Source organism: Burkholderia sp. HI2714, from assembly GCF_002223085.1.
In the GTDB taxonomy this organism is placed as follows: domain Bacteria; phylum Pseudomonadota; class Gammaproteobacteria; order Burkholderiales; family Burkholderiaceae; genus Burkholderia; species Burkholderia lata_D.
The window spans coordinates 137,243-156,116 of sequence record NZ_NKFM01000012.1 but is presented as its reverse complement, the minus strand read 5'-3'; the positions used below and the strand labels follow the sequence as shown (position 1 = coordinate 156,116).

Below are 18,874 nucleotides of genomic sequence, written 5' to 3'. Positions count from 1 at the left end.
TGCCGTGACCCGCGCGGTGTCCCGATCACCCGACCGACACCCGATGCCCGCGATGCCGCGCCTGCCGATCCGTTTCGCCCTTGCCGCCAGCCTGTCCACCGTCTTCGCCCTCACCGCCTGCGGAGGCGACGATGTCGCCGCCGTCGCGCGGTCGGACGCGCAAACGCCTTCCGGCGGCACCCCGACCGCGCCGGCTCCCACGCCGCCCGCCACCGTCACGCCGCAACCGGGCAAGTGGAAGGCCGCTCGCGCGGGCGACCTGATCGACGTGACGCTCGGCGACCTCCATCCGACGCAGGGCGCGATCGGCTACGACCAGATCTACTACAAGCTCGGCCGCTACGAACTGCAGCCCGACAAGAAATTCGACGACTTCTGCGCGGACGAAGGCCTCGGCGGCGTCGCGTCGAGCGGCTACACAGCGAAGTCGACGCTGCGCGAGCCCGCGAGCTACACGTGCACGACGACCGACGCGAACGCCCGCGACCGCTCGGTGCTGAACCCGGTCGTGATCGGCCCGAACGGCGACGCGCTGTATCTGACCGACGGCCACCACGGCCTGTCGACCTACTACGAGACGCCCGACGGCGGCCCGGCGCTGCACGTGCACGTCGTCGTCAAGGACAATCTCAGCGACTACTCGGGCGACGCGTTCTGGCAGCAGATGCAGAGCCGCGGCTATCTGCGCCTCAAGAATGGCGAAGGCAAGGCGATCACGACCGCGCAACTGCCGACCGGGCTCGGCCTGAAACTCGGGATGACGAACGACCGCTACCGCTCGCTCGTCTATTTCACGCGCGACATCGGCTACAGCAAGCCCGCACAAGCCACCGACTACCTCGAGTTCTACTGGGCCGACTGGCTGCGCGCGCAACCGGGCACGTTCGCGCTCGCCGGCTATGACCTGACGCGCGCCGGCACAACCGACCCGGATCCGGCGAAGGCCGACACCGGCTACCTGAACGCGGTCTGGAATGCGTCGACGCGCATGGTCGCGGCCACGGACCCGGTGATCGACGGCAAGACGGGCGCCGACCTCGGGCGTGCGGACACGATCAACGGCGGGAAGAAATACAACAAGGGGGAATTCGACAAGCTGCGCCAGCCGATCACGGCGGACAAGCCCGGCAAGATCGCGTACGCGCTCGACTACAAGACGCGCCACGCGCTGCCGCAGTAAGCAGCCGGCACCGGAAGCCCCGACCGGCGATCGCGGACGGGGCCTGCAGGCTCAGAGCACCTTGCGGTACCCGTCGTCGTCGCTCGTGGCGTCCAGGTGCGACACGTCGGCCCACTGCACGACCTGCGCGCGGCCATCGACGTAATCGACGACGTTGATGCTCGTGTTGAGCAGCTGATAATTGCGCGGCGCCGACAGCTCGATGCCGTTCGCGAAACGATAGACACAGTCGAGCACGCCGCCATGCGCGACGCATGCGATCCGGCCGCCCGGATGCTCGGCGACGATCGGTTCGAGCGCATGCAGCACGCGGTGGTAGAACTCGCGCTGCGACTCGCCGCCTTCCGGCGCGAAGCCGGGGTCGCGCGTCTGCCAGGCCGCGTACGCGTCGGGGAACAGCGTCTCGATCTCGGCGCTGTCGTGCCCCTGAAACTGGCCGTACGAGCGTTCGCGCAGCCCTTTCCGCAGCCGCGGCACAAGCCCGAGCGCGTCGGCGAACGGCTGCGCGGTCTGCTGCGCACGCATCAGGTCGCTCGAATAGATCGCGTCGAGCCGGGCACCGTCACGCGCGTCGCGTGCGAGCCGTGCCGCCAGCTTTTGTGCCTGCTCGAGGCCCGTTTCGGCGAGCGGGATGTCGATATGACCCTGGATGCGCTTGATGCGATTCCAGGCCGTCTCGCCATGGCGGATGAAAAGAATCTGCGTGGTGGCCATCGCGGCGCGTCTCCGGGGAAGAATCAGGGCCGCACTTGCAGCCAGAATGTCACGGGGCCGTCGTTGACGAGCGACACCTGCATGTCGGCGCCGAACTCGCCCGTCTCGACGACCGGATGGCGCGCACGCGCGGCCGCCACGAAATAGTCGAACAGCCGCGCGCCTTCGTCGGGCGGCGCGGCCGGCGTGAAGCTCGGACGCAGCCCGCTGTTGGTATCGGCCGCCAGCGTGAACTGCGACACGAGCAGCAGGCCGCCCGCGCGGCCCTCACCGTCGATATTCGACACCGGCAGGTTCATCTTGCCGGCGGCGTCGCTGAACACGCGGTAGCCGAGCATCTTTGCGAGCAGCTTGTCGGCCGCTGCCTCGGTGTCGCCGCGCTCCGCGCAGACCAGCGCGAGCAGGCCCGCGCCGATCTCACCGGTCGTGCGGTCGCCGACGCGCACGTCGGCGCGCTTCACGCGCTGGATCAGCGCGATCATGCGGTCAGCGTGACGCGTGCGAAGCGGCGCTTGCCGACCTGCACGACGAACTCGCCGGCTTCGACCTTCAGGCCCTTGTCCGACACGGTCGCGCCATCGATCTTCACGCCGCCCTGCTCGATGTTGCGCAGTGCCTCGCTCGTCGACGGCACGAGACCGGCCTGCTTCAGCAGCTGGCCGATCGCGAGCGGCGCGCCTGCGAGCGTGACCGACGGGATGTCGTCCGGCACGCCGCCCTTCGCGCGGTGGTTGAAGTCCTCGAGCGCACGCTCGGCGTCGGCCTGCGAGTGGAAGCGCGCGACGATTTCCTGCGCGAGCAGCACCTTGAAGTCGCGCGGGTTGCGGCCGCCTTCGATCTCGCGCTTGAAGCCGGCGATCTCTTCCATCGGACGGAACGACAGCAGCTCGAAGTAACGCCACATCAGCGTGTCCGAGATGCTCATCAGCTTGCCGAACATGTCGTTCGGCTGCTCGCTGATGCCGACGTAGTTGCCCTTCGACTTCGACATCTTCTCGACGCCGTCGAGGCCTTCGAGCAGCGGCATCGTGAGAATGCACTGCTGCTCCTGGCCGTACTGCTTCTGCAGTTCGCGGCCGACCAGCAGGTTGAACTTCTGGTCGGTGCCGCCGAGCTCGAGGTCGGCGTTCAGCGCGACCGAGTCGTAGCCCTGCATCAGCGGGTACAGGAATTCGTGGATCGAGATCGGCACGCCGCCCTGGAAGCGCTTCGTGAAATCCTCGCGCTCGAGGATCCGCGCGACCGTGTAGCGCGACGCGAGCTTGATCATCCCGTCCGCGCCGAGCGGCATCGACCATTCGCTGTTGTAGCGGATTTCGGTCTTGTCGCGATCGAGCACGAGCGCGGCCTGCTCGAAGTAGGTCTTCGCGTTCGACTCGATCTGTTCGCGCGTGAGCGGCGGGCGCGTCGCGTTGCGGCCCGACGGATCGCCGATCAGCGACGTGAAATCGCCGATCAGGAAGATGACCGTGTGGCCGAGGTCCTGCAGCTGACGCATCTTGTTCAGCACGACCGTATGGCCGATGTGGATGTCAGGCGCGGTCGGGTCGAGGCCGAGCTTGATGCGAAGCGGCGTGCCCGTCGCCGCGCTGCGTGCGAGCTTCTGCGCGAACTCTTCCTCGACCAGCAGCTCGTCGACGCCGCGCTTCGTGACGGCGAGCGCATGCCGGACTTCGTCGGTGATCGGGAAAACAGGCTTGGAACTGGGTTCGGTGCTCATCGGTGCCAGGAAGAATGTCGCAAAAACAGGGATTTTCCCATAACTTGCGCGCCCATCGCTTAACGGCACGTCACGTTGCGCGGATAATCGGGCGCAAGGCGCGCGGCACCGGCCCGCGCCGCACGATCCAGGAGAACCCAACGTGCCGCAACGACAGCCGCAAAATGCCCATCCGGCCGACGGCATCTACTTCGGGCTGATGTCGGGAACCAGCATGGACGGCGTCGATGGCGTCGCCGTGCGTTTCGAGGGCGGCCGCGCGCCGGTCGTGCTCGCGGAAGCGTTCGTCGGCTTCGCGCAATCGCTGCGCGACGCGCTGTTCGCGCTGCAGCAGCCCGGCCACGATGAAATCGACCGCGAATCGCTCGCGGCGAACGCGCTGGTCGCGCGCTATGCCGTGTGCTGCCACGAATTGCAGCGCACGGCCGGGCTGTCGCGCGACGAGATCCGCGCGATCGGCGTGCACGGCCAGACCGTGCGCCATCGCCCCGAGCGCGGCTATACGCGGCAGATCAACAACCCGGCGCTGCTCGCCGAGCTGACCCAGCTCGATGTGATCGCCGATTTCCGCAGCCGCGACGTCGCCGCGGGCGGCCATGGCGCGCCGCTCGCGCCGGCCTTCCATGCGACCGTGTTCGGCGCGCCGGGCGAAACGCGCGTCGTCTGCAATCTCGGCGGGATCAGCAACATCACGATCCTGCCCGGCGAAGGCGGCGACGTGCGCGGCTTCGACTGCGGCCCGGCGAACGCGCTGCTCGACGAATGGGCGACCCGCCATCTCGGCAAGCCGTACGACGACGGCGGCAAGTTCGCCGCGCGCGGCACCGTCCACGCGCCGCTGCTCGACGCGCTGCTCGACGAGCCGTATTTCGCCGCACCGCCGCCGAAAAGCACCGGGCGCGACCTGTTCAATCCCGCATGGCTCGACGCGAAGCTCACCGCGTTCGCGCAGGTCACGCCGGAGGACGTGCAGGCGACCCTTACCGCGCTCACCGCCGTGTCGGTCGCACGCGAGATCGCGCAGCACGCAGTGGGCTGCAAGGCCGTGTTCGTCTGCGGCGGCGGCGCACGCAATCCGGTGCTGCTCGACGCGCTGCGGAACGCACTGCGCGAGGCCGGCGTGCCGGCCACGGTCGATACGACGGCCGCGCTCGGCGTGCCGCCGCAGCAGGTCGAGGCGCTCGCATTCGCGTGGCTCGCGTACCGCTTCACCGCGCGCCAGCCCGGCAATCTCGCGACGGTCACGGGCGCAGCCGGCAATCGGGTGCTGGGCGCGCTCTATCCGCGCTGACGCGGCGCCTGCCGCACGGCGGGGGCCGCATCACCATGGCGAACGGGCATAAAAAAACGGGGCATGACGCCCCGTTTTTCATTCCGGCGAACCGGATCGGATCTGCCGTGTGCTCAGACCGAGAACGACGAGCCGCACCCGCAGGTGGTGCTCGCGTTCGGGTTCTTGATCACGAACTGGGCGCCGTTGAGGTCGTCCTTGTAGTCGATCTCGGCGCCGACCAGGTACTGGTAGCTCATCGAGTCGATCAGGAGCTGGACGCCGTTCTTGTTCATCACGGTGTCGTCCTCGTTGACTTCCTCGTCGAACGTGAAGCCATACTGGAAGCCGGAGCAGCCGCCGCCCTGCACGAACACGCGCAGCTTCAGGTCGGGATTGCCCTCTTCGTCGATCAGTTGCTTGACCTTGTCGGCTGCGGCGTCGGTGAAGACGAACGGAACCGGCATTTCGGCCGTCGTTGCTGCGGATTCGGTAACAGCGTTCATTGCGAACTCTCCAAAAAGCTTTAGCCGCTATTGTAGGGCCGATCAGAAGATCGTGCTGAAGTCCATGAAATCAATAGGTTCTTGTCGATTTCATCAAACACGCCCGCGCGGGCCGCGGCAGCACGCGCCTGGAAGCGGACATAAAAAAACCGCCAGCGCGAACGCTGGCGGTTTTTCCGGCGAACGCCGCCCGGGAGCGGCGAGGCCATGAAGCGGAATTAACGCTTCGAGAACTGCTTTGCGCGACGTGCCTTGCGCAGACCAACCTTCTTACGCTCGACTTCACGTGCATCGCGCGTGACGAAGCCTGCGTTCGACAGCGACGGCTTCAGCGTCGCATCGTAGTCGATCAGTGCACGGGTGATGCCGTGGCGCACTGCACCTGCCTGACCCGTTTCGCCGCCGCCGTTGACGTTGACCTTAATGTCGAACGTCTGGCCGTGGTTCGTGAGTTCCAGCGGTTGACGCACGATCATCAGCGACGTTTCACGCGAGAAGTAGTCAGCGATGGGCTTGCCGTTGACGATGATGTCGCCCTTGCCAGCCTTGATGAAGACACGTGCGACTGCGCTCTTGCGGCGGCCCGTACCGTAGTTCCAGTTACCGATCATGTGGGCTCCCCTTAGATCTCGAGCGCCTTCGGCTGTTGCGCCGAATGCGGATGCGTAGCTTCAGCGTAGACCTTCAGCTTCTTGATCATCGCGTAGCCGAGCGGGCCCTTCGGCAGCATGCCCTTGACCGCTTTCTCGAGCGCGCGGCCCGGGAAGCGTTCTTGCATCTTGCCGAACGTCGTTTCATAGATGCCGCCCGGGTAGCCCGAGTGACGGTAGTACTTCTTGTCCAGAGTCTTGTTGCCCGTGACCTTCAACTTGCTTGCGTTGATGATGATGATGAAATCACCAGTGTCGACGTGCGGGGTGAACTCAGGCTTGTGCTTGCCGCGCAGACGGCGTGCCACTTCGCTGGCAACACGGCCGAGAACCTTATCCGTCGCGTCAATCACGTACCATTCGCGCGTCACCTCATGGGCTTTTGCGGAAAACGTCTTCATGATCGATCCAAAAAAATTGCTTTGCCCGATGTGTTCTTCCTGCTTGTCTGTGTGCGCTTCGAGGCGCGGTGCAGGCTCTCCCTGTTCTTTTTCCGTGGGCATGAATGCGGAAAAGCCCTGAATTATAAAGGAAATACGGCAACGCGGTCAAAGGGAATCCACTTCCCGTGTCCACGGCGGCCGAAATGGGCCAAAATCCGTTCGTGCCCCGACAAGCCAGGCGAACCGAGCGCCCGGGGAGGCACCCATCGACGCGCGGCACATGACCGTCCCGCGCCAGACCGGCCGAATCTGGAAAACAACAAACAAGCATGATGAATCAACGACTTACGCCCTTCCTTGCGGCCGCACTGCTGGCCGCCGCGGCGCCTGCCGTCGCCGCCCGCACCGACTGCGAAGCCAAGCTCGACGCACTCGATACACGCATTACCGAAGCCCGCGCCGCCCATGCCGAGGATCGCGTCGCCCGCCTGCGCGCGGTGCGCGAACGCGTCCGCCACTTCTGCGCACGCGGGCACGGCCATGCGTCGGCCGTCCACGCGCCGGCACCTGACACACGCACGCCCGGCACGGCGCCCGCCGCAACCGCGCAGCCGGCCGCCAAGCAACCGGCGTAACGCTGCCGGGGCGCGCAAGCCGCGCGCCGATGTTTGCATGGGACGAAAAAAAGCCCGAACGGCTGGTTCGGGCTTAATCCACCATAGGAGGAGGGTGGAGGAGACATTCGGAGGTTGCCGCAGCGCGACAACCAGTGAGGCTCATTATAAGAATGCGTCGCCGACTTCACAAGAAAATTTGCATTACGAAATCAAACACCATAATGCGGAATTTTTCGCGTCGCGTTTGAAAGATTCACTTTTCCCTTTTAAATCAATTACCTGATCCCGCCTGACAGGCTCGAAAACGCCCCACTTCTAGAGCAAAACCCCTAAATCCGAGTGGGAAATGGCCGTCCGGCGCGCCGCTCGCGCGGCTCCGGCATTGCGCGTCGTGCAGCGCATCAGCCGTCCGTTGCGCAGCGGGCTACAATGCCGGATCGAATCCGAATCAGGCAACGCTGGAGTGCAAGCATGGAATGCAAAGTAAGCTGGATGGGCCAGGACGGCATGGCGTTTTCCGCCGAGACCGGCAGCGGCCACCTCGTCACGATGGACGGCGCGCCCGAAGGCGGTGGCCACAACCTCGCGCCGCGCCCGATGGAAATGGTGCTGCTCGGTACCGGCGGCTGCACGGCCTATGACGTCGTGCTGATCCTGAAGAAGAGCCGCCAGGAAGTCAGCGGCTGCTCGGTCACGCTGAAGGCCGAGCGCGCGAGCGAAGATCCGAAAGTGTTTACGAAGGTGCACTTCCACTTCACCGTCACCGGGCGCAACCTGAACCCGTCCACGGTCGAACGCGCGATCAACCTGTCGCACGACAAGTATTGCTCCGCGTCGATCATGATCGCGAAGACGGCCGAACTCACGCATTCGTTCGACATCGTCGCCGGCTGAACGCACGGCGAGCGCGCATGAAAAAAGGGCCGGCGCTCCGTGGGGAGACGCCGGCCCTTTCGCATTCGAACGGCAAAGCAGGCCGATAAGCCGGATTCTGTGCACGCTGCGCGCCGAAGCGCACAACGCGTGGCAGCCATTCCTCTAGGCGCGCCATTGCTGACGCGCTCAAGCTTCCTACCCGCAGACGAGACGGGGGCCCCGTCCTGCATCCGAAAATGCGCGCCTGCCTACTTGGAATTGCTCCGGGTGGAGGTTACCGTGCCGGCGAACGTCGCCGTCGCCGCGGTGCGCTCTTACCGCACCGTTTCACCCTTACCTGATCCCGGCTTGCGCCGGGCCATCGGCGGTTTGCTTTCTGTTGCCCTGTTCCGCGTGTCGCCACGGATGGCCGTTAGCCATCACCCTGCCCTGTGGAGTCCGGACTTTCCTCGCCCCCGCACGCCCGAAGGCGGCGAGGCCGCGACTGCCTAGCCTGCTTTGCGACGCGCATTCTAGCACTGCGCGCCGCAGGCCGCATGCGGCCGGGTTCGTGCGACGGCGCGGTGGCTTACGCCAGCTTCCAGCCGATCGTCTCGCCGCCGCGCAGCGGCACGACGGGCGTATCGCCCGCGAAGATCTCGCGCGGCAGTTCCCATGCCTCGCGACGCAGCGTGACCGTCTCGGCGCTGCGCGGCAGCCCGTAGAAATCGGCGCCGAAGAAGCTCGCGAAGCCTTCCAGCTTGTCGAGCGCGCCGGCGGTGTCGAACGCTTCCGCATACAGTTCGAGAGCGTGCAGCGCCGTGTAGCAGCCCGCGCAGCCGCACGCGGTTTCCTTCGCGTCGCGCGCATGCGGCGCGCTGTCGGTGCCGAGGAAAAAGCGCGGGTTGCCCGAGGTCGCGGCTTCGACCAGTGCGACTCGATGCGTCTCGCGCTTCAGCACCGGCAGGCAGTAGTAGTGCGGGCGAATCCCGCCGACGAACAGCGCGTTGCGGTTGTACAGCAGGTGATGCGCGGTGATCGTCGCGCCGAGCAGGCCGGGCGCCGCGTCCGCGTCGCGCACGTAGTCGGCCGCATCCTTCGTCGTGATGTGTTCGAACACCACCTTCAGGCCCGGGAAATCACGACGCAGCGGCGTCATCACGCGGTCGATGAACACCTTCTCGCGGTCGAACAGGTCGATCGACGCATCGGTCACCTCGCCGTGCACAAGCAGCGGCATGCCGGTTTCCTGCATCGCCTCGAGCGTCTTCGCGCATTTCGCGAGATCGGTGACGCCGTGGTCGGAGTTCGTCGTCGCACCGGCCGGATACAGCTTCACGCCGTGCACGAAGCCGCTTTCGCGCGCGCGGCGAATCTCGTCGGGCGGCGTGTTGTCGGTCAGGTACAGCGTCATCAGCGGTTCGAACGTCATTCCGGCCGGCAGCGCGGCGAGGATGCGCTCGCGATAGGCTTGCGCCTGCGCGGTGGTCGTCACCGGCGGCTTCAGGTTCGGCATGACGATCGCGCGGCCGAACTGGCGCGCGGTGTGCGGCAGCACGGCGGCCAGCATGTCGCCGTCTCGCAGGTGCAGGTGCCAGTCGTCGGGACGGGCGAGCGAGAGCGTCGCCGGGGAGGAAGCGTTCGAGGCAGTCATAGGAGGCGTCGTGAGGTACGGGCTGGCCATCGGCGGGGCCGGATCGCGCGTGCGCGGGCCGACTGACGGCAAACCGCAACACGGGGCCTTCGGCCGGCGGAATCCGCTTTTTACCGCTCAGGGCTCGGTGATATGCTAGAAGCCGCATTGTACCGGGGTTCGCCCGGTTCGTTACCCCCCGCCTCAGCCTGCTGCCCCAAGTAAAATGTGCCAACTCTTAGGAATGAACTGCGCCGCGCCGACGGACGTCACATTCTCCTTCACAGGTTTCGCGGCCCGGGGCGGGCTCACCGATCACCATGCCGACGGCTGGGGCATCGCGTTCTTCGAAGACAAGGCCTGCCGCCTGTTCATCGATCACCAGGCCTCGGCCACGTCGCCGATCGCCGAAATGGTGAAGCGCTACCCGATCAAGTCCAAGAACACGATCGCGCACATCCGCAAGGCGACGCAAGGCCACATCCTGCTCGAGAACAGCCATCCGTTCATGCGCGAGCTGTGGGGCCGGCACTGGATCTTCGCGCACAACGGCGACCTGCAGGACTACGCACCGGACATGGACGGCAGCGTCTATCATCCGGTCGGCACGACCGACAGCGAGCAGGCGTTCTGTGTGCTGATGCAAGGGCTGCGCGAAGCGTTCCCCGGCGCGCAGCCGCCATTGCCCGAACTGTTCGAGCGCGTCGGCGAGCTGACGCGCGGCATCACCGACCACGGCGTGTTCAACTTCCTGATGTCGAACGGCCAGGCGCTGTTCGCGCATTGCTCGACGCGTCTGCACTACCTCGTGCGGCGCTGGCCGTTCTCGACCGCGCACCTCGTCGACGAAGACCTGTCGATCGACTTCGCGAAATACACGACGCCCGAGGATCGCGTCGCGGTGATCGCGACGCAGCCGCTCACCGACAATGAAGTCTGGACCGCGTTCGAGCCGGGTGAGCTGATCATGTTCCAGTGCGGCGACGTCGCCGCGCGGATGCGGATCCCGGTGCCGGAACACGTGCTCGAGAAACTGCGCAATCCGGCGCTCGACGCATCGGCATCGGCGCCGCGCGACCCGCGCGAGGTGCTCGCCACCGCCGCCGAAGTCGATTCGGACGACGCGATCGACTTCTGAGCGTCCGGCGCGCGAGCGCCCTCCTCCGTTCACCTTTTCGCCGCTGCACGGCGAGTCGATGGCCCGCCGCGTCCGATCGCGGCGAGCACTTCGTGCGCAAATGATTCAGTTAATGTTCACCGTCGGAACAAATCGCCCACCCCCAGCACCGACTGCGTTTCGTCCGGACCATATTCCGGCATATTGAATGCGACGCCGCGCAACACTTTTCAGATTTAATTTATTTTCAATAGAAAATAAATTAAAAACCAAAATACGACATCGGTTTTCAGATAATCCGGCAACCGCATCTTAACGCACCAATCCGGCGCAAACCGTGCGCTACGCCACTGAGCCGGCAATCGCTGATTCGCATCGCTTAAATCCACCCAACCTTTATACAACAAGGCTTTCAGTTCGATTCATCACACAATCAAAAAATACCCGATGAAAACAGCATGATTGCCGCATTTGTTAGCTTCCCGACAATCGATCACGCGCCCGATCAATAGACTCCACCCATCCTCGGTGTAACGAATTGCGATTCGCGGAGAAACGGCCACGGCCGCCGCACCCCCATTCACGCCATTCTCCACCGCGGATTGCGATTTCACTGCGCCGCGGTGAAAACCACATCAAAAGAAGAGAGAGGGGCTTGTCGTGAATCATTCATTTCGATCGATATGGAGCGAGACCATCGGCTGCTGGGTCGCGGTTGCGGAAACGGCACGGGCGCGCGGCAAGCGTTCGCGCAGCGGTTCCTGCGCGAGCCGCCGCGCCGCGCACGCGGCAACGCCCCGGACATCGCTTCGCATCGTCGCATTCGGCGCGTTGCTGGCCGCGCTGTCGGCCGGTTCCGCGCATGCCTCGACCTGCGGCGGCGGCACGGCCGTCGCGAACGGCGGCACCTGCGCGCCCGGCAGTTTCAGCCCGACCGTCAACAACAACCTGGCAGGCTCCGCCACCGTCTCCGGCGGCGACACCATCGGCGTGTCGGGTGCATGGACCGGCGCCGGTGCCGACCCGGGCTACACGCTCACGCCGATCGGCAGCACGACCATCGTGTCGGGCAACCCGAACCAGCCGCTGCTGTCGCTCGGCGGCAAGACGCACAGCGTCAGCACGCCCGACTCGATCACCGGCACCCGCACGTCGGTCGCGACCTACGACTCGTCCGCGTTCACCGCGTCGACGGCCGGCGCGACCCAGGTGCCCGTCTACCACGACGTGAACGGCGATCAGTACGTGAACACGCGCATCGGCACCGTCGCCGCCACCGGCGGCACGCTCAACGTGTCGATCGGCAATGCGGCGAACGCGCCCGATGCAGCCGGCAACGCGATCGAGATGGCCGCGAAGCAGACCGACCTGACCTTCGCGGACGGCACGGGCGCCGCGAAAAGCACCGTCACCTGGAACTCGCGCAACCAGGTCCGGTTCACCACCGGCGACTATCTTGCGGACGGCGGCGCCATCGGCAGCCGCCAGCTCGACGTGCCGGCCTACGCGGGCACCTTCACCGCGTTCGACGGCAGCACGTGGAAGGTCACCGACGCCGCATCGCTCGCCGCGTACAACGACTTTCTCATGCGCTCGGTGCAAAGCGGCGCGCTCGGCTCGCAGGCCGCCTACGACAGCGCGTTCAGCCAGGCCGTCACGTTCTCGCAGCAATCCTTCCAGTATCAGAACAACGTTTCCGCGGGCGACAAGAACACGCTGCCGATCGATCACCTGTCGGCAATGCACGCCACGGGTGCGAACGCGACGCTGCAGATCGGCAAGGACGGCCAGATCGACTTCCGTGGCGTCAACACGATCGTCTCGAGCTCGGCCGTCCTCGCGGAAAACGGCGCGCACTTCATCAACGACGGGCGCCTGTCGGGCGACTTCACGCTGGTTCGCCTGCTGAGCGGGGCAAGCGGCGTCAACAACGGCGTGATCTCGTCCGGGTACGCGTCCGGCGACGACTTCGACACGAGCGGCAGCGCGCCGCCGAACAACTTCAACTACCACGCGTACACCGAAGGCAACGGCGTGTTCGCGAACGGCGCGGGCACCGCGTTCGTCAACAACGGCGTGATGAACGTCGGCGCATGGACGCTCGACGGCAACCAGCCGGCCCTGCAGAACTACGCGGTCGCCGTGACAGGCGGCGCGACGGCATCGAACGCCGGCACGATCAACGTCGGCGTCAACGCGACGACGCTCGACAGCCAGGTGATCGGCGGCCTCGTCGCCGGCGGCAGCTTCACGAACGAAGCCGGCGGCACGATCACCCTCGGCCGCTCGGCCCAGTACGCACCCGGCGGAACGACGAACGACGTCGCGCTCGCGGCGCACGCGTACGGCATCCTGCTCGGTGCATCGGGCACCGCGAGCAACCTCGGCACGATCGTGATCGGCTCGCAGACGCAGAACGGCGCCGCGCTGGCGAGCATCGGCTCAACCTCCGGCACGCTGACCAACGCGGGCGCGATCGTCGTCAACGGCGCCGCGCCCGGCACGTCGCTCGCCAACGTCGGCATGCTCGCGGCCAACACGGCCGCGACCGTGACCAACACCGGCACCATCACGCTGAATGGCGTCAACGGCATCGGCATCATGGTCGTCGGCACCGGTGCGCAGGCAACGTCCGCCCTGTCGAGCGGCACGATCAACGTCGCCGGCGGCCTCGATCCCGCCTCGGGCACGCGCAACTATGGCGTGTGGGCCGAAGGGCCGCGCGCCACGGCCACGCTCGACGGCGCGCTCAACCTGACGGGCACCGGGGCGATCGGCGTGCATGCACGCTCGGGCGCGACGATCAACGTCGGCGCCAATGCCGTGCCGGCCTTCATGTCGGGCACCAACCAGATCGGCTTCTACGCGTATGGCGCGGGCTCGAAGATCAACGTCGCCGCGCAGCACCTCAGCGTCGACACCGACGATTCGACGCTGTTCCGCGTCGCGGGCGGCGCGGCCTACACGGGCACGTCGACGGCCGGCGCGCTGACGACCGACGTCAACGGCCAGCGCGCGCACGGCGTGCTCGCGACCGACGCCGGCACCGTGCTGTCGACCGGCAACGCGATCTACAACGTCAACGGCGCGAACGGCATCGCGATCGCGGTCGAAGGCGGTGCGCAAGGCACGATCGACGCGGGCGCGACGATCAACCTGAACGCGGCCGGTGCGATCGCCGGCGTCGTCGACGGCCAGGCGCACGACCTCGCCGGCGCCAATGCGGGCGCACCAGTCGCCACGACGCTCACCAACCACGCCGCCGTCACGTCATCGACGGCCGGCGTGACCGGCTTCGTCGCGCAGAACCTCGGCACGCTCGAGAACCGCGACACGGTGCTGCTGACGGGCGCCGGCTCGACCGGCGTCGTGATCGGCACGCTCGGCACGGTGAACAACGCGTCGACGATCCGCGTATCCAACGGCACCGGCGCGCTCGTCCAGGGCGCGTCGGCGACGCTCGCCAACGCCGGTTCGATCGAAGCCGACGACGGCATCGCGGGCGTCCACCTGACGGGCACCGGTGCATCGGTCGCGCTGTCGGGGGCCGGTACCGTGATCGCGAACGGCAGCGCCGACGGCGTGCTGATCGACTCGACCGTGACGGGCGGCGGGCTCGCGGCCGGTGCGACGTCGATCGCGGTCGGCGGCTCGGGCAAGGGGATCGACAACCAGGGGACGAACGCGACGATCGCGCTGGCCGGCACGCAGATCGGCACGACCGGCGGTGGCGCCGACGGCCTGTCGTCGACGGGGGCCGGCGCACGCATCGCGACCGATGCGGCGACCGTCGTCAGGACCACCGGCGACAACGCACGCGGCTTCTTCGTGTCGGGGGCGGATTCGACGCTGGCGGCCAACGGCACGACCGTCGCGACGACCGGCGCGGGTTCGGCCGCGATCGTGACGACCGGCGGCGCGACCGCGCTGCTGTCGGGCGCGACGATCACCACGTCGGGCGCGACGTCCGACGGCCTCGTCGCGCGGAACGGCGGCCGCATCGGCGATACGGGCTCGACGATCGCCAGCGCCGCCGGCAACGGCGCGACCGTCGACAGCGGCGGCGTGCTCGCGTTGACCGGCACGACGCTCAAGGGTGCGACGGCCGGCGTGCTGACGTCCGATATGCTCGCAAACGGCGCGACGAGCTCGGTGCTCGTCGACGGCGGCAGCGTCACGTCCGTCACCGGGCCGGCTTTCGCCGCGCGCGGCGGCACGGCCGACATCGCCGTGCGCAACGGCACGGTCGTGACGGCCGGCAACGACACACTGCTCGACCTGTCGAACGGCAGCCACGCCACCTTCACCGCATCGGCCGTAAACCTCGCCGGCGACATCGTCTCCGACGCATCGAGCACCGGCAACGTGTTCCTCTCGAACGGCACGACGCTGACCGGCAAGATCGATCCGGTCGCACTGACCGTCGACCCCACCAGCACGTGGCGCATGACGGGCAGCTCGGTGCTGGGCAGCCTGAACAATGCGGGCCTCGTCGCATTCGCCGCACCGACCGGTTCGCCGACGCTCGCGGGCAGCTACAAGACGCTGACGACCGGCAGCTACGTCGGCAACGGCGGCACGATCGCGCTCAACACGTTCCTCGGCGCCGACGCCTCGCCGACCGACCGGGTGATCGTGAACGGCGGCGCCGCGAGCGGCACGACGGGCCTGAAAATCGCCAACACGGCCGGCACCGGCGCGCAGACGAAGGGCGACGGGATTCCGGTGGTCGTCACGGCCAACGGCGGCACGACCACCGCGTCGGCGTTCCAGCTCGCGGGCCCCGTGCAGGCGGGCGCGTACGAATACCGGCTCTATCGCGGCGGGCAAGGTGACGCGAACGGCTGGTACCTGCGATCGCAACTCGATCCGTCGGACCCCGGCGACCCGATCCACCCGTCCGGCGGCGGTGACGGCGGCAACAACGGGAATGGCAACGGCGGCACGCTCGCGTATCGCCCTGGCGTGTCGGGCTATACCCTCACGCCGCTGCTCAACGCCGACTACGGCTTCTCCACGCTGGGCAAGCTGCACGAGCGCGTCGGCGACATCTACAACCTCGAAAAGCAGCAGCCCGGCAATCGCGACGGCGTGTGGGGGCGCATCGGCGGCCAGAGTCTCGACGCGAACGCGGGCCGCTTCGCGGCCGACGAGCGCACGTTCTTCGCACAGTTCGGCAAGGACTGGACGCTCGACCAGGCGCCGAACGGCGGCGGCAGCACGCATGCGGGCGTGACGGCCAGCATCGGCGTGTCGAACGCGAGCTTCAGCGACATGGCGCGCGCCGCTACGGCCAACCTGTCGACGTCGACGGGCTCGGTCGAGATGCACGCGCAAAGCATCGGCGGCTACTGGACCCGGTACCTGTCCGACGGCACGTACTTCGACAGCGTCGGTCAGGTCACGCGCTACGGCAACCGCTATCGCGACAGCTACGGCAACGAGGCGTCGCAGAACGGCTTCGGCATCGCGCTGTCGCAGGAAGTCGGCAAGCCGTTCGCGATCGGCGCGCTGCCGGTCGCGGTCGAGCCGCAGGCGCAGCTCATGTACCAGTACCTGAAGCTGAACGGGTTCAACGACAACGTCTCGGCAGTATCGGGTACGACGACGAACGCGCTGCGCGGCCGCGTCGGCGTGCGCATCTTCCGGCCGAACCTCCAGTCGGATTCGGGCGGCGGCGCCGCCACGCCGTACTTCACGGCCGACGTGCTGCACGACTTCGTGTCGCCGGGCCAGACCGTCGTCGGCGGCACGCCGTTCGCGACGCATCTCGGCCGCACGTGGTACGAACTGGGCGTCGGCGTGACCGCGGGCTTCGGCAAGTCGGGCGAGCTGTACGCGAACGCGAAGATCGCGCGCAACATCGGCGGCGACTACCGGCGCGGCATCGTCGGGCAGGTCGGCTACCGCTACAGCTGGTAACGGCGCTCACCCGCGTAACGGCAGACGAAAAAAAACCGCCCGGCGCTCGGCCGGGCGGTTTTTGTATCGGCGCACCTGCAGCGCCGACGCGCGCGAACGCTCAGTGCAGGATCTTCGCGAGGAAGTCCTTCGCGCGTTCCGATTTCGGATTCGAGAAGAAATCGTCCTTGCGGTCGTCCTCGACGATTGCGCCCTTGTCCATGAAGATCACGCGATGGGCGACCTTCTTCGCAAAGCCCATCTCGTGCGTGACGACCATCATCGTCATTCCTTCCTGCGCGAGTTCGACCATCACGTCGAGCACTTCATTGATCATCTCGGGGTCGAGCGCGGACGTCGGCTCGTCGAACAGCATCGCGATCGGGTCCATCGACAGCGCACGCGCGATCGCGACACGCTGCTGCTGGCCGCCCGACAGCTGGCCCGGGAACTTGTGCGCATGCGCCTTCAGGCCGACGCGGTCGAGCAGCTTCATGCCCTTCTCGTTCGCCTCGTCCTTGCCGCGGCCGAGCACCTTGACCTGCGCGAGCGTCAGGTTCTCGGTAATCGACAGGTGCGGGAACAGCTCGAAATGCTGGAACACCATCCCGACCTTCGAGCGCAGCTTCGACAGGTTCGTCTTCTTGTCGCCGACCGACTGGCCGTTCACGAGGATCTCGCCCTGCTGGAACGGCTCGAGGCCGTTCACGGTCTTGATCAGCGTGGATTTACCCGAGCCCGACGGGCCGCACACGACGACCACTTCACCTTTCTTGACCTCGGTCGTGCAGTCGGTGAGGACCTGAAACTGGCCGTACCACTTCGAAACGTTCTTGATGGAAATCATCTTGTGACCTTTTTCTGGAGACCCTTGACGAGTGCAGACGCCAACGAGCAAATCACGAAATAGCATGCGCCGGCGAACAGGACCATCTCGACGGTCGTGCCGTCGCGATCGCCGATGTTGGCCGCCGTGCGGAAGAAGTCCGCGAGACTGATCACGTACACGAGCGACGTATCCTGGAACAGGACGATCGCCTGCGTGAGCAGCAGCGGCACCATCGCGCGGAACGCCTGCGGCAGGATCACGAGGCGCATCGCCTGCGCGTAGTTCATGCCGAGCGCGAACGCGGCGTTCACCTGCCCGCGCGGCACCGACTGGATGCCGGCGCGGATGATCTCGGAATAATACGCGGCTTCGAACAGCGAGAACGCGACCATCGCCGATGCGAGACGGATGTCGATCGTCGGCGACAACCCGAGCACGCCCTGCAACAGCTGCGGCACGATCAGGAAGAACCACAGCAGCACCATCACGAGCGGGATCGAACGGAACACCGTCACGTACGCTTTCGCGAACCACGCGAGCGGCGTCACGCCGGACAGCCGCAGCAGCGCGAGCAGCGTGCCCCAGACGATCCCGACCACGATCGCGATCAGCGTGATCTGGAACGTGACGACCGCCCCCGTCCACAGCGTCGGCAGCGCGCCGGGAATACTACTCCAGTCGAACTGATGCATCACTTGCCTCCGATATAGCCGGGCAGCCGCGTACGGCCTTCGATCCAGCGCATGAACGCCATCACGACGAGGTTGATGATCACGTAGGCGAGCGTCACCGCGATGAACGATTCATACGTCTGCGCGGTGTAGTCGACGAGCTGGCGCGCCTGCGCGGACAGGTCGAGCAGGCCGATCGTCGACGCGACGGCGGAGTTCTTGAAGATGTTCAGGAATTCCGACGTGAGCGGCGGCACGATGATCCGGTACGCAACGGGCAGCAGCACGTAGCGGTACGTCTGCCATTGCGTGAAGCCCATCGCAAGACCGGCCGCGCGCTGGCCCTTCGGCAGCGCGTTGATCCCCGAGCGCACCTGTTCGCACACGCGCGCGCCCGTGAACAGGCCGAGACAGATGATCGACGCGGTAAAGAACTGCGTGGCGGGCGGCAACTGCTTGATCCAGGTGCCGATCGATGCGGGCAGCAGCTCCGGTATCACGAGATACCAGATGAAGAACTGCACGATCAGCGGAATGTTCCGGAAGATCGACACGTACACGGTACCGATCGCGGACAGCCATTTATTCGGCACGGTGCGCAGCACGCCGAACAGCGAACCGACGATCAGCGCGATGACCCAGGCGACGAGCGACACTTCGATGGTCACCCAGAAGCCGGACATCAGCCATCCGAAATAAGTCGTCGGCTCGCCGGTCGATACGGGGCTCAGGAAGATGCCCCAGTTCCAGTGGTAAGACATGGGCAAGACTCCAGCAAAAAGAGACGGAAGAAGCGGGGCCTCTTCCGTCTCATTAGCGTCATTTCTG

At 66.5% G+C, this 18,874-nt stretch carries 17 protein-coding genes and 1 other RNA gene; 6 read left to right on the top strand and 12 right to left on the bottom strand.

Features of this window, described 5'->3' with window-relative positions; genetic code table 11:
• Positions 1-52 precede the first annotated feature (52 nt).
• Positions 53-1,180 carry a ParB/Srx family N-terminal domain-containing protein gene (locus CFB82_RS03580; protein WP_089483491.1) on the top strand — a complete coding sequence of 376 codons (1,128 nt, stop codon included), beginning with the start codon at positions 53-55 and terminating at the stop codon, positions 1,178-1,180.
• Between the two features lie 51 nt (positions 1,181-1,231).
• Here the strand turns inward: CFB82_RS03580 and CFB82_RS03575 are convergent, their stop codons facing one another.
• The 3 genes from CFB82_RS03575 to tyrS are packed head-to-tail and all read right to left on the bottom strand — an operon-like array spanning position 1,232 to position 3,614.
• Positions 1,232-1,894 (bottom strand): histidine phosphatase family protein, encoded by a 663-nt coding sequence (locus CFB82_RS03575; protein WP_089483436.1) that lies wholly within the window; start codon positions 1,892-1,894, stop codon positions 1,232-1,234.
• A 23-nt stretch (positions 1,895-1,917) separates the two neighbouring features.
• The gene (gene dtd, locus CFB82_RS03570) at positions 1,918-2,376 is read right to left on the bottom strand and encodes a D-aminoacyl-tRNA deacylase (protein WP_021163703.1); all 459 of its coding nucleotides are present in this window, start codon (positions 2,374-2,376) and stop codon (positions 1,918-1,920) included.
• A complete protein-coding gene (tyrS, locus tag CFB82_RS03565; protein WP_069247140.1) occupies positions 2,373-3,614 on the bottom strand; it encodes a tyrosine--tRNA ligase in 1,242 nt (413 codons plus the stop codon). Before tyrS ends, dtd begins: the two co-directional genes overlap by 4 nt.
• A gap of 142 nt (positions 3,615-3,756) precedes the next feature.
• Between tyrS and CFB82_RS03560 the strand changes: the two genes are divergently transcribed.
• The gene (locus CFB82_RS03560; RefSeq protein ID WP_089483435.1) at positions 3,757-4,905 is read left to right on the top strand and encodes an anhydro-N-acetylmuramic acid kinase; all 1,149 of its coding nucleotides are present in this window, start codon (positions 3,757-3,759) and stop codon (positions 4,903-4,905) included.
• 113 nt (positions 4,906-5,018) lie between these two features.
• Here CFB82_RS03560 and erpA read toward each other — a convergent pair whose 3' ends face one another.
• The 4 genes from erpA to rplM are packed head-to-tail and all read right to left on the bottom strand — an operon-like array spanning position 5,019 to position 6,441.
• On the bottom strand, positions 5,019-5,390 hold the full coding sequence (gene erpA, locus CFB82_RS03555) for an iron-sulfur cluster insertion protein ErpA (protein WP_011350956.1): 372 nt from the start codon (positions 5,388-5,390) through the stop codon (positions 5,019-5,021).
• Between the two features lie 20 nt (positions 5,391-5,410).
• Entirely contained in the window at positions 5,411-5,599 is a 189-nt protein-coding gene (locus tag CFB82_RS43105; RefSeq protein ID WP_166893546.1) for a hypothetical protein, read from the bottom strand.
• Between the two features lie 9 nt (positions 5,600-5,608).
• On the bottom strand, positions 5,609-6,001 hold the full coding sequence (gene rpsI / locus CFB82_RS03550; protein WP_011883283.1) for a 30S ribosomal protein S9: 393 nt from the start codon (positions 5,999-6,001) through the stop codon (positions 5,609-5,611).
• An 11-nt stretch (positions 6,002-6,012) separates the two neighbouring features.
• Entirely contained in the window at positions 6,013-6,441 is a 429-nt protein-coding gene (rplM, locus tag CFB82_RS03545) for a 50S ribosomal protein L13 (RefSeq protein ID WP_009687896.1), read from the bottom strand.
• A 311-nt stretch (positions 6,442-6,752) separates the two neighbouring features.
• On the opposite strand from rplM, the gene CFB82_RS03540 reads away from it, so the two are divergent.
• Together CFB82_RS03540 and CFB82_RS03535 are read left to right on the top strand one after the other, a co-directional pair.
• On the top strand, positions 6,753-7,058 hold the full coding sequence (locus CFB82_RS03540) for a DUF1090 family protein (RefSeq protein ID WP_089483434.1): 306 nt from the start codon (positions 6,753-6,755) through the stop codon (positions 7,056-7,058).
• 411 nt (positions 7,059-7,469) lie between these two features.
• Positions 7,470-7,934 (top strand): OsmC family protein, encoded by a 465-nt coding sequence (locus CFB82_RS03535; RefSeq protein ID WP_172625585.1) that lies wholly within the window; start codon positions 7,470-7,472, stop codon positions 7,932-7,934.
• Between the two features lie 70 nt (positions 7,935-8,004).
• On the opposite strand, the gene rnpB is transcribed toward CFB82_RS03535, so the two are convergent.
• Both rnpB and pyrC read right to left on the bottom strand, forming a co-directional pair.
• An RNA gene (gene rnpB, locus CFB82_RS03530) (RNase P RNA component class A) lies at positions 8,005-8,416 on the bottom strand.
• 68 nt (positions 8,417-8,484) lie between these two features.
• Entirely contained in the window at positions 8,485-9,549 is a 1,065-nt protein-coding gene (gene pyrC, locus CFB82_RS03525) for a dihydroorotase (protein WP_011350953.1), read from the bottom strand.
• Positions 9,550-9,754: 205 nt separating this feature from the next.
• Here pyrC and CFB82_RS03520 point away from each other — a divergent pair, with 205 nt between their 5' ends.
• Both CFB82_RS03520 and CFB82_RS03515 read left to right on the top strand, forming a co-directional pair.
• Positions 9,755-10,666, top strand: a complete 912-nt coding sequence (locus CFB82_RS03520; RefSeq protein WP_089483433.1) for a class II glutamine amidotransferase — start codon at positions 9,755-9,757, stop codon at positions 10,664-10,666.
• 639 nt (positions 10,667-11,305) lie between these two features.
• Positions 11,306-16,567, top strand: coding sequence for an autotransporter outer membrane beta-barrel domain-containing protein (locus tag CFB82_RS03515; protein ID WP_089483432.1), 5,262 nt, complete (start codon positions 11,306-11,308; stop codon positions 16,565-16,567).
• 100 nt (positions 16,568-16,667) lie between these two features.
• Here the strand turns inward: CFB82_RS03515 and CFB82_RS03510 are convergent, their stop codons facing one another.
• From CFB82_RS03510 to CFB82_RS03500, 3 genes are read right to left on the bottom strand one after another with little or no spacing between them, the layout of a single operon-like run.
• Entirely contained in the window at positions 16,668-17,393 is a 726-nt protein-coding gene (locus CFB82_RS03510; protein WP_011350949.1) for an amino acid ABC transporter ATP-binding protein, read from the bottom strand.
• Positions 17,390-18,067, bottom strand: coding sequence for a glutamate/aspartate ABC transporter permease GltK (gltK, locus tag CFB82_RS03505; protein WP_069247135.1), 678 nt, complete (start codon positions 18,065-18,067; stop codon positions 17,390-17,392). The genes CFB82_RS03510 and gltK overlap by 4 nt, the downstream gene beginning before the upstream one ends.
• Positions 18,067-18,807 carry an amino acid ABC transporter permease gene (locus CFB82_RS03500; protein WP_089483431.1) on the bottom strand — a complete coding sequence of 247 codons (741 nt, stop codon included), beginning with the start codon at positions 18,805-18,807 and terminating at the stop codon, positions 18,067-18,069. Before CFB82_RS03500 ends, gltK begins: the two co-directional genes overlap by 1 nt.
• Positions 18,808-18,874 lie beyond the last annotated feature (67 nt).

Excerpts from the sequence above, each read along its gene's own strand:
- CFB82_RS03580 (WP_089483491.1), top strand. The coding sequence starts at position 53 with ATGCCGCGCCTGCCGATCCGTTTCGCCCTTGCCGCCAGCCTGTCCACC.
- CFB82_RS03575 (WP_089483436.1), bottom strand. The coding sequence starts at position 1,894 with ATGGCCACCACGCAGATTCTTTTCATCCGCCATGGCGAGACGGCCTGG.
- dtd (WP_021163703.1), bottom strand. The coding sequence starts at position 2,376 with ATGATCGCGCTGATCCAGCGCGTGAAGCGCGCCGACGTGCGCGTCGGC.
- tyrS (WP_069247140.1), bottom strand. The coding sequence starts at position 3,614 with ATGAGCACCGAACCCAGTTCCAAGCCTGTTTTCCCGATCACCGACGAA.
- erpA (WP_011350956.1), bottom strand. The coding sequence starts at position 5,390 with ATGAACGCTGTTACCGAATCCGCAGCAACGACGGCCGAAATGCCGGTT.
- CFB82_RS43105 (WP_166893546.1), bottom strand. The coding sequence starts at position 5,599 with ATGGCCTCGCCGCTCCCGGGCGGCGTTCGCCGGAAAAACCGCCAGCGT.
- rpsI (WP_011883283.1), bottom strand. The coding sequence starts at position 6,001 with ATGATCGGTAACTGGAACTACGGTACGGGCCGCCGCAAGAGCGCAGTC.
- rplM (WP_009687896.1), bottom strand. The coding sequence starts at position 6,441 with ATGAAGACGTTTTCCGCAAAAGCCCATGAGGTGACGCGCGAATGGTAC.
- CFB82_RS03540 (WP_089483434.1), top strand. The coding sequence starts at position 6,753 with ATGATGAATCAACGACTTACGCCCTTCCTTGCGGCCGCACTGCTGGCC.
- CFB82_RS03535 (WP_172625585.1), top strand. The coding sequence starts at position 7,470 with ATGCCGGATCGAATCCGAATCAGGCAACGCTGGAGTGCAAGCATGGAA.
- pyrC (WP_011350953.1), bottom strand. The coding sequence starts at position 9,549 with ATGACTGCCTCGAACGCTTCCTCCCCGGCGACGCTCTCGCTCGCCCGT.
- CFB82_RS03520 (WP_089483433.1), top strand. The coding sequence starts at position 9,755 with ATGTGCCAACTCTTAGGAATGAACTGCGCCGCGCCGACGGACGTCACA.
- CFB82_RS03510 (WP_011350949.1), bottom strand. The coding sequence starts at position 17,393 with ATGATTTCCATCAAGAACGTTTCGAAGTGGTACGGCCAGTTTCAGGTC.
- gltK (WP_069247135.1), bottom strand. The coding sequence starts at position 18,067 with ATGCATCAGTTCGACTGGAGTAGTATTCCCGGCGCGCTGCCGACGCTG.
- CFB82_RS03500 (WP_089483431.1), bottom strand. The coding sequence starts at position 18,807 with ATGTCTTACCACTGGAACTGGGGCATCTTCCTGAGCCCCGTATCGACC.